Raw genomic sequence first — 14,324 nt, forward strand, 5'->3', positions numbered from 1 at the left:
GCTTTTTCTTCATTTATTTCAGCTTGACGCCAAGGGTCAAAATCTCGCATGGCCCTACCGGCACTTGATAGAATGATTGGCCCTGACCGGCAAGAAGTTCGCCAGGCTGTTCAAGCACATCGCTTTTATAAACATGCCCCAAATCTGGAGCAGCTTCGCCTGCCGTGAGCTTAAGCTCCGTCACAGCCGGCTTCATATTATACCATCTCAGCATCAAATCGCCGGATTGCTCGTTAACCTTTAACGAAGAGAAGGCTAGACTGCTTCCTTCCCAATCAAACGCGGAAACCGTTGAAGCAAATGTTCCTTCGTGCACGCCCGTCTGACTGACCGTCCACGGCACTTGGAACTGATAAGCCGCCGCATAGGCGCCTGATGCCGTACCGTCGCCGTTATGAGGGATGATGCTGAGGCTGAAGCTTTGCTCACCTAGACATTGCGCTTCCGGCGTAGGGAACACGCCCCAGTCGCCGAGCTCTGCCACGGAACGCAGCAGCGTAATCGCTATGGTATTGCGGCCATTGCGCAATACCTCGTATTCATGCAAGCCTAGATTAGCAATCGTAAGGCCGGCAAGCTCGCCGCTTACGTCGACGAACGCCTGCTGATGCTGCGCATTGCTTGGATTAACCCATTCGGCAGCCGGCTCGTTATCGCGCTTTGCAATCTCGAAGATCGAATCCGCATGGTGGACGGCTGTCGCAAGATCCGTCGGGAACAAGACCCGAACCCGGTGATCCTTCGCTTGGTTATTAAACGAGGATTTCCACTCTACGGCTTGGCCGCTGCGGGTCAGTGCGATTTCCGTACGGATCGTCAACGGAACCGTATGCGCCGTTCGCTGCGATTTCCGGTTAGGGAAATAAATCGCTTCGCGCTTCTCGATCTCGAATTGCTCATCGGCCGAAGCCGGCACTGCCCACTCCTGCACGATTTCGATTGCAGCCCGGTATTCGGTGTTTTCCGTAAGGCGAATGCTCGCTGGCAGCCCTTTCGTTGTCAATGTTTGTTCGCCATTTGGCTGCTTGTACATGTATTCGTTGCCGATATCGCCCGTATTCTCGTAGACGCCAAGCCCGCGATAGATTTGTCCGCTGCGTTTATCGGTTAGATTAAATGATCCGTCGTTTTCGACATCGATCCGAAGCCATTCGTTCTCTAGCGCATGCGTTCCCGCTGCTAATGATGCGGAAGGCTGCCCGGCCGGCTCAGCGCCCCGAACCCAAGCGTATGCAGCCAGACCAAGCGCAGGCACTTCCGCCGCTTCGAACGTTAAGCGTACTCTCCGGCTCATATAAGGCTGGCGGAATTTATCATCCGGCAGGTCATAGCCGAACTGAAGGCCCAAATCGACGACCGTGTGGGCAATTGCCGCGCCGTCACGATTCACGAGCGATCTGTCTGTGATGTCGATGGCATACATTTTCTGATTCATTTCATCTAACGGCATGCCGTCACGGAAATAGATGCGGGCGACATCGAGCTCGACCGCTACGACGCCGCTGCGCTTCCAGCCTGTCGTATTAAATATCACCAGCGGAAGCGCATCCTCGCCATATTGCCCGAATACCGAAGTATCTACGCTGTCCGCGATCGTTTTTTTGCTGTCATCGATAATCGCTTCCGCAATATGACGGCTTTTATCAAAGCGGGTGACCATCTCGCGGTGTACCTCATCCACGCTGCAGCCGCAAATGCTGTCATGCGGATGGTTTTGCATGAGCGTTTTCCACGCATACGTAAACAAATGATGCGGATATTCATGCCCAAGCGAATAAGCAAGCGTCGCAAGCGGCTCCGCAACCTTCTCGAGCATCGCTTGGCCCAGCTGGTTCATTTGCTTCAAATAAACGCGGGCAGACGCCGTGTTCACGAGCGTTGACCAGCCGTCCGTCCGCTGGCTGCGAAGCTCGCCTTTTACGACGGACAGCTCGCGGTTAAGCGAAGCATTGACCGATGCCAAGTAATCTTGGAAATTGGAGTGGATAAACTCGGTATCGGGAAAAAGCTCTCTTGCCGCAGCAAGCGCAGCCGACAAATCCTGCTGGATCGGCTGGTGATCGCAGCCATTCATGAACAGGAGCTGGCCGGTAGCCGCGTATTTCTCCGCTTCCGCAAGCTTGCGCTCCCAGTATTCCTTGGCGCTTGCTTCGTCAACCGGCACTTCCATGCCGTTGCAGTACCAGTTCGCGAACAGAACGCCAAGCACGCGGGAGCCGTCAGGCCCTTCCCAGATCAGCTCGGAGAAGGAGGATTCATAATCGGAATCCGCGACGGTGTTATTGAAGCCGGTTGGCTTCACGCCCCTGCCGAATACGGCGTTATCGATGCCGGCTTGCCGCAAAATTTGCGGCGCTTGGCCGATATTCCCGAACGTATCCGGGAAATAGCCGACCTTTGCGATCGTTCCGTAACGGCTTGCATCTTGATGGCCGATCTGAAGATTACGAAGATTCGCTTCGCTGCTTGTAAGAAAAGCGTCCTGCAAAATATACCAAGGGCCGATCGGAATACGCCCTTCTTTAATATAGCGCTCAAGCCGTTCCCGGTTTTCCGGACGTACCTGCAGGTAGTCTTCCAAAATAATCGTCTGTCCGTCCAAATAGAAGCTTTTGAAGTCTGGATCGGTATCCAGCGTATGAAGCAGCGTATCCATTAGTTTCACGAGCAGGACATGATGTTTCTCATATGGCAAATACCATTCCCGGTCCCAATGGGTATGCGAGATGATATGGGCTGTTCTTTTATGGGTCATGATTGAACACCTCTTCTTGTTAATCGTCGTTAGCTGGCATGAGCGTAATGCTTACCTGATCAGGACGGTAGACCGACAGCAGCTGTCCCTTGTTGTCTGCTGCGAACAGAACGGAACGTTCCTTCTCCAGCATGAACGCGTACCGGACCCCTGTCGCGGGATCCTTTACCTCGATCTCGACATCCAAGCCGAACTCGGATACGAATGTGAATAATGCGCCGTCATTGAAGCTCAGCTTGCGGCCGTACACGCCTGGAAAATGTCCGCCCTTGATCCAATGCAGCTCCTCGGAGCAGCCGGATGATTCGAGTGCATAACGATAGACGGCGGAGATTGGCTCGATACGGTCATTAAGCTCCAGAGGCAGCGGGCACCAAAGGATTCTTCCTTTGCCATGCGGCAGCTCCACGAGCTGCTCGGCATGGGTTTCCGCAGCTGCAATCCTTGTTTCCTTCGTTACCTGCGCAATTCGGCGGCTCCCGTAAGAAACAGGCATCATACGATTGCCGAAGCTGAGCAGCTCCTCGCGCCGCACGTTGGTAAGCTCCCTTGCGCCAAACAATTCCGAATGGCGTGCCACCGGTCTCCAATAGGCATCCAGACCCGTTGGGCCCGTAAACAGGAGCGTTGCTCCCGTACGCGCAATGAAGCGGAGCAGTTGATCCATTGCCGCATCATCTATATTATGGGCGCTCGGTACAATAACCAGCTTTGCCGGACTCGCTTCCAGCTCTTCCAGATGGTATTCGCTCACGCCGCGGAATGGCTTATTCAGTTCATAAGCAAGAACGCGGGTCGCTTTGGTTGTCGCATCAAAGGCCAGCTTGCGGTTGGAGAAGTCATTCGAATAAGGGAATACGACCGCCGTATCCTCCAGCTCCCGTCCGCTGAACAGGTCCCTGATCTCTGCCATGAAGCGCCCGAAATCATAGGATACGTCTGCCTCCGGCTTCTCTGTTCCGTCCGCGCGCAGCGCGCCGATATGCGATTCGTTCGCGTTGTCCATATAGAAATTCGTATTCCATATCCACTGGACCGCGCCTGCTCCGCCCGTCGCGAAAGCATACGCGTATTTGCGCTCCAGCATGCTGCGAAGCTCTTCCTCCGAGCGCTTCGCGCGTCCTTCCGGCGTCTCGACGTACATAATGCCGGTTTCCTGCACGAGATTAGGCTTATTGGCCGTCTTGGCGAAGATACTGTCCCATACGAGCTGATCGTTCAGCCACCAGGAATGCACGGTCGTATAGTCTACGGCCTCGCCGTAGAAAAACGGGGAAGGTCTCTGCGCGCCGAGCGCTTCATCCTGCCCAACCGTAACCATATGGTCAGGGCATTCCTCTTTAATGGTTTCGTACAGCTGCTTCGCCCAGCGGTTATGCATATCCATGGAAAACAGCACATAATCCAGCCAGCGCGTTCCCTTCTTGCCCTGGTGCATATCCTGAACGTCGAAGTTGATCTCCTCCGGCTCGGGCGGCAAAGCGGACTCAAAACTTGGCAGCTGCTCCGGCGTCATATTCCATAGCTTTTGCAGCCGTTCCACCGATCCATGGCGCTCCTTCAGCCAAGCCGCGTAGGCCGCCTTCTCGAAGGTATCGCGGGCGGACCTTGGGCCGTCGGAAAAAATCCGGGGCGGATCGAACATGGACGGCTCATTGATTAAATCCCAGTCCACATGCTTGGACTGCGTATGGCGCGAAATAATGGACCGGATAAAACGCTTCTGCGCCTCGACGCTCCGCGGATCGAGATAAGGATTTTCGCCTTCCCAGGTTTCCGGGGTGAACGAGAAAAACGTAAAGGTGACCTGCAGATCATGCCGCTTAGCGGTTAGCAGAAACGCGTCAATCGAGCGAAGCGCCTCCTCGGAAGCATGACCGTCCACCTGCATGATATTCCGGTAAGCCGTCCAAATGCCGGTTCTAATCCAATTGATGCCCGCTTTGCGCATTTGAGCCATATCGCGGTCCCATACGGAGGCATTCGGCAAAAACAAAAACTTGCGGGCAACGTCCGAGGTCATATACGTCATGCCGACAACCGGCATCGGCCGGCCGTCCTTCACGAAATAATCACGCCCGCAAGTTACCGGGCTGCCCTCCGCGAGCAGCTCGGAATCAAAGCCCCAGAAGCCTTGGCGCAGGATGCGAACTTCACCCGTAGACGACTCGGCTCTGCATTGCACCTCGTAATAACCGCGCTCCACCGTCAGGGCAACAGGGATGCGGCAAATCAGCTGCTTGCTGCTTGCTTCTTCTTGCAGACGGCTTGTCCAGCGCTGTTCCGGCTTGCTGCTATGCTCGGCCGTTATAGTAAAGCTCCAACTGACCGCAGGCGAGGGCTTAGCGGCAGAGCGGCTAAGCTTCTGCATCTGCAGCGTCAGCATTGCCCGCTCGCCCGGCTCAAAGGAAGCATAGTTCGGCTTCAACCAGAGCTCGGTTACGCCTGCCGCGCAGAATGATGCCCAGCGGCTAAGCTCGCCGGCGCCGCCCGCTTGCCAGAACGCTTCCGTTAACGGCTGGTTGACGAACAGCCAGCGCGCTCCCGCAAAGCTTCCCTTCGTGTTTTCCCATAACACGACAGGTGCAGCAACTTCCCTTCCTTCAGAGGTAATCCCCTTCAGAAGCGGATACAGCTGCGCGTCCATCGGACCCGCCGAGCCCATTTGATGCGGCAGGTCGCTGCTTTTCGTCACATGGGGCACCAGATTCCAGGTGCCGGCAACCTCAAACATCGATTCCTTGCCTTGCAGCAGCGGAATGTCCGCGAAAGCAGACAATGTTTTGATCGGTGCCTCGCTTACGGGCAGGATTTCATGGATATGAAGCTCGCGGTGGTAGGCGGTTTGCTCTCCTTCCGCCTCCCACGCTCCTGCTTCATTTCTAAGAACCGGGCGCTTAAACGGCGCTCCGCCAATACTGATGAGGCCACCGCCGCGCTTTAGAAAAGCAAGGATTTCGCCCCACGCTTCTTTTGGAAAATAGGGCGCATGCAGATTGACGAAGCTGCCGCCTTCTGCTGCCTGAAGCGCCTTTCCTAATCCGGCTGCGCGAACAACGCTGCCTAATTGGAGCAGCTGTCCTTCCGTGTCGGCGTTTAGGTGAGCAGCTATAGGAAAAGAAGGATCATAAAAAATGATGGTGTTCATGCTCATAGCAGGTCTTCCTTCATCGCCTTGTAAACCAGCTGCGCGAAGAGGCTGTTTGACCATGCGAACCATTTGCGCGTGAATACGGATGGATCATCCGCGTGGAAGCCCTCATGCATATAACCGGTATCCCCGTCGGTCGCCTCCAGCATCGCAATCAAAGCCAGCTTCTCTTCGCTGCTGACAGCGGTAATGCCCTGCATCGACAAGGCCATATGCCAAATGTAGCCTGGCGGCGTATGCGGGCTGCCGATTCCCTTAGCTGCCGATCCTTCGTAATAGAACGGATTATGCTTGCTGAGCGCAAACTTTCTCGTATTCTGATAAATCGGATCATCGGCCGTCGTATAACCGAGATAAGGAATCGACATCAAACCAGGCGTGCCCGCATCATCCATGAGGCAATAATTGCCGAAGCCGTCCGTCTCATAAGCATAAATCGGCCCGAATTCCGGATGCTGGTAAATGCCGTACAGCTGAATGCCATGGTCGACGTCGTCTTCAAGCTTCTTCAGCTCCTTAACGAAGTCCATGTCGCGGAACACCCATTCCGCGATCTCTCTCATTTGGCGCAGCGCAACCACGGCGAACATATTGTCCGGCACGTTGTAATGGAAATCGCAAGCATCATCGCTGGAACGGAAGCCTGACCAGATCATGCCTGTGTAGTTAACGGGCATGCCCAGGCCGCTATTGCGCAGCGAATCCGTCGGAATGCCGTTATCCCGGACAAAACGGTACGGGGACAGCTCAAAGTGACGCTGCTCCGTCTTCCATAGCTCTACGATGCGGCGCATCGCCGCCTTGAAGCCGGAATCGAAAATATCCGTCAGCTCGGTTTCTTTCCAGTAGGCATGCGCAAGGCGGATAGAGAAGCAAATCGAGTCCAGCTCGAACTTGCGCTCCCAAACCCATGGCGACATTTCCGTCTCATCGGTCGTGTTCCAGTGCCAGTCATTGGCCGTTTCATTAAAGGCATTCGCGTAAGGATCGATTAGAATGGACGACATATGCCGTTTGATCAATCCGCCGATGATGCGCTGCAGATCCTTGTCATCCTTAGTAAATGGGACGTAATGAATGACCTGCTCAACGGAATCGCGCAGCCACATCGCGGGAATATCGCCTGTGATGACGAAGGTTGTGCCGTCGTCCATCAGCTTTGTCGTCGTCTCAAGCGTATTCGGAAAACAGTTTTTGAATAATTGCAGCAGCTTCGGGCGATGCGCAAGCTTCTGCTCGGCTTCCTTCAGCACCTCTTGGACCGCCTGCGGCAGCGTCAGCTCCGGCATCGGGATTTTCGGTAATCGGAATTGTTCCATGTTCGGTATGCTCCTTTAGAAAAGAATCTTCGTTATTCCTTGACGGCGCCAACCGTCAAGCCTTGAATGAAATACCGTTGGAAGAACGGATAGGCGAATACGATCGGGCCGGTTGCGAGTACCACCATTGCCATACGGGACGTATCCTGCGGCATCGATTGCAGTACGCCCATGCTGAGCGACGCATTTTGAGAATTTTGCATAATAAACTGCATGCTATTTTCAATCCGCATCAGCATCGACTGAAGCGGCACTAAATTCGGCGTATTAATGTAAAGCAGCGCATTGAACCAATCGTTCCAATAGCCGAGCGTGCTGAACAAACCAATCGTTGCGAGACCGGGCAGCGACAAAGGCAGCACCAGCTTGAAGAAAATCCCAAACTCGCCCGCGCCGTCGATCTTACCCGATTCGATAATCGCATCCGGCACCATGGTCGAGAAAAACGTGCGAAGAATCATAATATAAAAGGCGTTGACCGCCAGAGGCAGAATGAGTGCCCATATCGAATCTTTAAGTCCGAGCAGCTGCGTAACGATAATGTAGGTCGGGACGAGCCCGCCGTTGAATAACATCGTGAAAAAGGCGAAAAAAGCGAAAAAATTGCGGTATTTAAAGCTGTGGCGCGATATCGCGTAAGCAAAAAGCGCGGTAAACACGACACCGATCGCCGTTCCGATAACGGTAACCGCAATCGTTATCCCATAGGAGCGAAGGAGCTGGTCCCCAGCTTTGAATAAATAGGTATAAGCATCGAAGCTCCATTTTTCCGGAAACAGCTGATATCCGTTTTTGGCTAAGGTTGCTTCATCTGTAAACGAAATAACGGTGACAAACAAAAAAGGAAATACGCATAATAAAGCAAAAATACCGGCTACCGAATGGAAAGCGAGATTCCAAACGGGTGTCAATCTATGAAAATCGCGGCCTTTCGTCGTTTGAGCGGACACAACGGTTTTCCTCCCTTCGCGATGCCTGCCATGGGGCCGTATGGCCGTCATGACTAGAACAAAGCATTGTCTTTATTGAATTTACGTACGATACCATTCGATGTAATGACAAGAACGAAGCCGATAAGCGACTGATACAATCCTGCTGCCGTGCTCATACCGATTTCGCCGGTCGATTTCAGACCGCGGTACACATAGGTGTCGATAACGTTCGTTACGCTGTATAAGGTTCCGGAATCCCGCGGCACCTGGTAGAACAGCCCGAAATCCGCATAAAAGATTTTACCGATCGCAAGCAGCGTCAATATCGTAATAAGCGGCGTCAGCATCGGAATCGTGATGTTGCGGATTTGCTGCCATTTGTTAGCGCCATCGATCATTGCCGCTTCATAAAGCGACTTGTCGATCCCCATGATCGCAGCCAAATAGATTACGCTGTTGTAGCCAACCGATTTCCAGAGGAACACGACCACGATAATAATCGGCCAATAAGTCGGATCCGAATACCAATTCACCGGATCGATTCCAAACCAGCCCGCGATTTGATTCACGACGCCCCGATCCATGCTGAGGAAGCTGAATACGAAGTATCCGACGATAACCCAAGATAGGAAATAAGGAAGAAACATGCCCGTCTGATAAACCTTTGCCAGCTTCTTATTCGTAATTTCTGCCAGCATGATCGCCATCGCAACCGCGATGACCAGCCCCAGCACAATAAAAAAGATGTTGTAGAGCACGGTATTCCGGGTGATGATATAAGCGTCATTCGTGCTGAACAAAAATTTAAAGTTTTGCAGGCCGACCCATTTGCTCTCGATAATGCTGGCCAAAAATCCATCCCTGCTGTAGCGGTATTCCTTAAACGCGATTACCATGCCGGCCATCGGCAGGTAGGAGAAGAAGATGAACCAGAGTGTCGCTGGCAGTACCATAATCAGCATCGCTTTGTTTTTGTTAATATCTTTGAAAAATCGCCCAAAGGCTCCCACGTGATCACCTCTCTGCTGTCAATTTAATGAGAGAAGGTATGAATCGAATGCCAAGCATCCGCCTCATACCCTCCTGCTTGTTTACTTGTTCGCGGCTCTCCACTCATCAAGCTGGCGCTGTGCTTCAGCCATAATTTTATCAAGTCCGGCTGCTTTGAATTTCTCGTTCGCACGGGCAAGGTAAGTTTCCGGATCAACCGTACCTGTCATAAGCGCTGCCCAGTACTCTTCTTTCACGTTGTTTACGGAAGCGATTTCCGTCGTTACCTTCGACGTATCGAAGTTGAAGCCAAGAAGCGGCGCTTCTGTTCCTGCATCGTTAAACTTCTTGAACTCTTCCCACTTGTTGGTCGGATCTGTCGTGTTCAAATACGTTAGCATAACGTTACCTAGCGAGAAGGTTGGCATATCATAGTTTTTCGACTCATCCAGGTTTTCCATTACATTGTCGCTTGCTTTCTTGTAGTGAACGCCTTCGATTCCCGAATCAACCATGTTGCGAAGCACAGGGTCTGTGTTCAGCAGGTTCAAGAATTCCATAGCTTTCTCCGGATACTTCGAGTTAGCGGAGATCGCCTGCATGGAGCCCATTACGGACCAGTTATAAATAAGCGCGTCGCTTGCCGGCGTGGATACGACAGGATAGCCGTAGCTTGCCGACCAGAGATTATCCGCGAACGGCTGGGATGTTGCACGGTCAGCGAACCATTTCCCTGTCGTTTGAACGTCAGTCATGGAATCCATCGTAGCGGCTTCCGTCGGAATGTAGCCTGCTTTGTAGTATTTGTGCATCGTATTCAAAATTTGTTTCATTTCCGGCGTATCCAGCACATTGACGACTTTGTAATCCGTCGTATCCAGCGATACCGCCATTGGAAGCTTTTCAATGATGTAGTCGTAAGGCACGTAAGGCATTTGGTTTTTATCTACGGCGAACGGATAAACATCCGGCTCGTTTTCTTTAATCGTTTTCAAAAGCGGCTCTAAGCTTTCAAGCGTGTACACCTTCGAGATATCCAGCTTGTATTTATCGACAAACTGCTTGTTGAAGCGCCATACCTCTTGCGCTGGCAGCTCTTTGTTAGCCGGGATGCCGTAGTTATGGCCGTCGATTTTGGAGCCTTCCAGGAATGCCGGATCTAACGTATCGACAATGCCTTGGCCATGCTCTTTCAGCAGATCATCGACTTGCATGAATGCGCCTTTCCTAGCGTTTTGTACATAGTCGAATGCCCATGAGGCCGTAAACATAATGTCTACCGCTTCGCCGGAAGCTGTCATAACCTGCAGCTTTTGCGAGTAATCGCCCCAGTCGATCATGTTCATTTTCACGGTTACGCCGATTTTTTCGGCTGTATATTTACTTACTTCCGCCATAACTTTGTCAACGTCTTTTTGCGGCGTACCGATCGTGTACCAGATCAGTTCAACCGGTTTCTCGGCTGTCCCCTCTGTACCTTCGTTCTTGCCGCCTCCGCAGGCGCTTAGCACAATTGACATCACCAGCAGCAGCGAAAGCGCTAGCGTAAAGCTGTTTTTCTTTCTACTCATTGTTTAAATCCTCCCCGTGTTGTGTTTCGAAGCAGAATCCGAATGCGTAAGCATGCGCTTACTTTATTGCTTGTCCCTTAATGACAGCGTTTTAAGGGCTAACTTAAAAATAACGGATGTAACGATTTTCAAATAGAGAACAAATTAAAGGTATGCTGTACAAATTAAAGAAAAAAGGACAGCTCCGTGTTGCATTAGAGCAGTCCTTTGTAATCGGTGGGAGAAATACCGACATATTTCTTGAATTGCTTATAGAAATACCCCGTCTCCCAATAGCCTACCTGCATCGCGATTTCCTGCACCTTTAGCTGCGTTTCCTTTAACATTTCTTTTGCTTTATTGATGCGGTATTTGTTGATGTACTCGGTAAACGTCTCATTCGTTTCCTTCTGGAACAATTGGCCGAGATAAACGGGGTGAATATTATATTGCTGGCTAAGCGATTTGAGAGAAAGCGCCTGCGCGTAATTTTCATGCACATAATTCAGCAGCTGCTGGATAATCGGACTTTTCACGTCGCGCATAAGCGAGTCAACGGTCAAGGTCGCCGCCTCTTTGACGACTGCGGCTAAGCCTTCGATCGACTCCGCCTGCATGATTTGCGCAAAGCCGGCTTTATAAAGCTCCGGCTGATCCGCCTGCTTAATTTCTTTGAGTTCCATCTTGAACCTGATCATGAGCTCAATCGCCATGCTTTGAATATAAGCAGGCGTCGCTCCCTCAAGCATTTGGCAGCGCTCAAATTCAGCATCGATCGCCGCATGAAGCTGCTCCAGGTCCTTTGCCTTAATCAGCTTGGAATACGCGGACCAATCCAGCGGCTGGGCCGCCGCGTGCTCAATCCCGTTTTTCTCGGATAGCATGCCGTAATCGAGTATAGCCGGTTCATCCAGCAGCAAAAAATACTCCTGTGCCTTCTTGGCATGGGTATAGCTGCGGGGCGCACCTTCCCCTATCTCCTGCACGCTGCCGATCGTAATGCGCAATGGGCTAGGCTCCAACCGTTTTTGCATATTTTCAAGCACGCTCATGGCTTTATCTTTCCCTTTAACCGGGTCCTCTATCATAAATACGATAACGAGATCGCCGTCAATATCGACAAAGGGCAGCATCGAAGGATCTTGCACGGCCAGCCTTTGAGCCGCTTCGTAGGATGGCTCGAACTGGCTTTCCGTCCGGAGCACCGCAGTAACGAGATACGGCGCGTCAAGACGAATATCCAGCATATCCATGCGTTCATTCAGCTCATTTGGCGCAATGCGTCCGGTTAACCAGCGGTATAATATATTATCCCTAAGAATCCGGATATCATAATCGCTAAATAACCGGTCCGGCCTGATTGTGTTCAGCTTGTCGATAGTATTGGCCAGCGTCTCCTGAAGTTCGTCAATGTTAATTGGCTTCAACAAATAATTTTCAACGCCAAGCTTGAGTCCGGATTTAATATATTCGAAATCGTTAAAGCCGCTTAAAATAATCACCTTTAGATCCGGCCGGAATTTCCTTGCTTCGTGAATCAACGTTAAACCATTCATAATCGGCATGGAGATGTCGGTCAGCAATATATCCGGCGCTGATTCCTTAAGCGCAGCAAGCGCATCCTGCCCATTTTCCGCTGAGCCGACGATTTCAAGGCCAAACGCCGACCAATCGATAATATCGTACAAGCCTTCGATAATGAACGGCTCGTCATCTACTAAAAACACTCTATACATGCTGTGCGTCCTCCGTATCTGGAAATTCAAGCTTAACAATGGTTCCGACGCCTGGCGTGCTCGTTATTTCAATTCCGTAGTCCATACCGTAGAGCAGCTTCAAGCGCTCATGCACGCTGCGCAGGCCGAAGGATTCCCCGGTTTCCTCCGGGGAGTCCATCGCAAGGCGAATCGATTCCAGCCGTTCCGGCTCAATGCCGCTGCCATTATCCTCCACCTGAATCCGAACCCGATCCTCAGTCTGCCAAACACTGATCCGGATCCGGTTATCCGATCTGCGGGGCTCCAGGCCGTGCACGACGTAATTTTCAATAATCGGCTGCAGCGCCATCCGCATAATCCTACGGGATGCCAAGCTATCATCGCATGTAATTTCATAAGACAGCTTGTCCTTGTACCGGATACGGAACAGCTCTAAGTAAAGACGCGAGGTCTCGAGCTCATCCTTCAACGTATTTTCCCCTTTGGGCTGCACGAAGCTTTTGAACAGGACGGACAGGCTGTAAATCATCTCGCCTACGTCCTTTGCCCCCTGCGATACGGCCCGCATACGGATGACTTCCAGCGTATTGTAGAGAAAGTGAGGATTCACCCTGGCCTGCAGCGCTGCCAGCTCCGTATGCTTCTGCTTGATTTCCGCTTTGTAGACACGGTCAATGTGGCGGGTCAGCTCGTCCAGCATGTCGTTAAAGCTTCTGGAAATTTGTCCGAGTTCATCCTCCTTCTCGTCTTGGATGCGCGCCGACAAATCGCCGCTCTCGACCTTCCGCATGAACCGGATGATTTTATTGGTGCGTTTCGCAAAATTAATGACAACCAAAACCGGAACCAGAAGCACCGTCACGATACAGATCGCGCTGATTAAAATGACCGTGCGCTTCAGCCCCTGATAGGCTTCGGCAACCTCGGCTTTCGGGGCAATGCCAACCACCATATAGCCTGCTTGGCTTTGCGTTAACGTCGTCACGTAGGACTCCTGCTCAAGCATCGCGGTATCGTAGAGCGAATCTATTTTGTCCGCATAGGGGTAACGGGCGCCGTAATAACGGTCAGAAGAGTCGAACAGCACTTCGCCTGCCGGCCCTAACACGAGAATATAGCCTTTTAATTGGTTCTTATAGCTCTCCAGCGTTTTTTGGATACGCTCCGCATTAAAATAAACGAGCAGCTGCCCTAAATTTTTAAACGTATTCTTGTCCGTTATCGGCACGCGCATGGCATAAAGCTTAGGCTCATGCTGGTCAATCGCGCTGCGAACCCATGCGTTCGGCACCGATACCGCCGTATTCTCGAGCGCCATCGCATCAGGAATATAAGAGCGGGAGGCGTTGGTTGATATTAATTTCGATACATGGCCCTGTTTATATGCAAATAGAAACTGCTTTTCCGAGCTGTACAGCATTAAATTCGCGATATCGGCATCGCTGTCCAGTTTGTTATCAAAATATTCCAGGCCCATCGGCATCTCGATATCCGCCTCATTGGCATATTGGTCCAACTGATATTTCATATAGTCCTCAAAGGGATGCTGCAGGAAATAAGCGAGATGAAGCGATAATGATTCATTCCGATACACATCCAGCATGATCGACTGCACCGATTCATATTTGCGGGTCATGTAGCTGTTCACGCTGTCCATCGCTTTTTTCTGGTTTTCAAGCTCATTGCGGACAATGGATTCCGACATCACATTGAACATAAAATACGAAAACGTGACGATTGTTACCGTGGTAATGAGCGCGAACAGCAAAATCATTTTCATGAAAAGGTTATTTTTTACATAGTTGTCGTACAAGCTTTTAGCTTTCAAAATAAGCTCCTTTCCCGTGTCTGCCTGATGCCCTCGAAAAAAACACGATATGCGTTACAACGTTTAATATACTTTACTATG

At 51.5% G+C, this 14,324-nt stretch carries 8 protein-coding genes; all 8 read right to left on the reverse strand.

The genetic code is table 11. The features are described from left to right. Window positions 1-13 precede the first annotated feature (13 nt). The 8 genes from MRBLPE1_RS31175 to MRBLPE1_RS31210 all read right to left on the reverse strand — a co-directional run bounded on the left by MRBLPE1_RS31175 (window position 14) and on the right by MRBLPE1_RS31210 (window position 14,243). A complete protein-coding gene (locus MRBLPE1_RS31175; protein ID WP_364153874.1) occupies window positions 14-2,755 on the reverse strand; it encodes an alpha-mannosidase in 2,742 nt (913 codons plus the stop codon). A gap of 19 nt (window positions 2,756-2,774) precedes the next feature. Beyond that, on the reverse strand, window positions 2,775-5,909 hold the full coding sequence (locus MRBLPE1_RS31180) for an alpha-amylase family protein (protein WP_364153876.1): 3,135 nt from the start codon (window positions 5,907-5,909) through the stop codon (window positions 2,775-2,777). Continuing rightward, the gene (locus MRBLPE1_RS31185; RefSeq protein WP_364153879.1) at window positions 5,906-7,225 is read right to left on the reverse strand and encodes a glycoside hydrolase family 125 protein; all 1,320 of its coding nucleotides are present in this window, start codon (window positions 7,223-7,225) and stop codon (window positions 5,906-5,908) included. The genes MRBLPE1_RS31180 and MRBLPE1_RS31185 overlap by 4 nt, the downstream gene beginning before the upstream one ends. Before the next feature lie 32 nt (window positions 7,226-7,257). After that, window positions 7,258-8,175 carry a carbohydrate ABC transporter permease gene (locus MRBLPE1_RS31190; RefSeq protein WP_364153881.1) on the reverse strand — a complete coding sequence of 306 codons (918 nt, stop codon included), beginning with the start codon at window positions 8,173-8,175 and terminating at the stop codon, window positions 7,258-7,260. Window positions 8,176-8,228: 53 nt separating this feature from the next. Next, the gene (locus MRBLPE1_RS31195) at window positions 8,229-9,167 is read right to left on the reverse strand and encodes an ABC transporter permease (RefSeq protein WP_364153884.1); all 939 of its coding nucleotides are present in this window, start codon (window positions 9,165-9,167) and stop codon (window positions 8,229-8,231) included. Between the two features lie 81 nt (window positions 9,168-9,248). After that, window positions 9,249-10,718 carry an ABC transporter substrate-binding protein gene (locus MRBLPE1_RS31200; RefSeq protein ID WP_364153887.1) on the reverse strand — a complete coding sequence of 490 codons (1,470 nt, stop codon included), beginning with the start codon at window positions 10,716-10,718 and terminating at the stop codon, window positions 9,249-9,251. 194 nt (window positions 10,719-10,912) lie between these two features. Beyond that, window positions 10,913-12,433 carry a response regulator transcription factor gene (locus tag MRBLPE1_RS31205; protein WP_364153889.1) on the reverse strand — a complete coding sequence of 507 codons (1,521 nt, stop codon included), beginning with the start codon at window positions 12,431-12,433 and terminating at the stop codon, window positions 10,913-10,915. Then, a complete protein-coding gene (locus MRBLPE1_RS31210) occupies window positions 12,426-14,243 on the reverse strand; it encodes a cache domain-containing sensor histidine kinase (RefSeq protein ID WP_364153891.1) in 1,818 nt (605 codons plus the stop codon). The genes MRBLPE1_RS31205 and MRBLPE1_RS31210 overlap by 8 nt, the downstream gene beginning before the upstream one ends. Window positions 14,244-14,324 lie beyond the last annotated feature (81 nt).

The organism is Paenibacillus sp. LPE1-1-1.1 (assembly GCF_040676435.1).
Classification (GTDB): Bacteria; Bacillota; Bacilli; order Paenibacillales; family Paenibacillaceae; genus Pristimantibacillus.

Coding starts and splice junctions, on each gene's coding strand:
- MRBLPE1_RS31180 (WP_364153876.1), bottom strand. CDS start 5,909: ATGAGCATGAACACCATCATTTTTTATGATCCTTCTTTTCCTATAGCT.
- MRBLPE1_RS31200 (WP_364153887.1), bottom strand. CDS start 10,718: ATGAGTAGAAAGAAAAACAGCTTTACGCTAGCGCTTTCGCTGCTGCTG.
- MRBLPE1_RS31205 (WP_364153889.1), bottom strand. CDS start 12,433: ATGTATAGAGTGTTTTTAGTAGATGACGAGCCGTTCATTATCGAAGGC.
- MRBLPE1_RS31175 (WP_364153874.1), bottom strand. CDS start 2,755: ATGACCCATAAAAGAACAGCCCATATCATCTCGCATACCCATTGGGAC.
- MRBLPE1_RS31185 (WP_364153879.1), bottom strand. CDS start 7,225: ATGGAACAATTCCGATTACCGAAAATCCCGATGCCGGAGCTGACGCTG.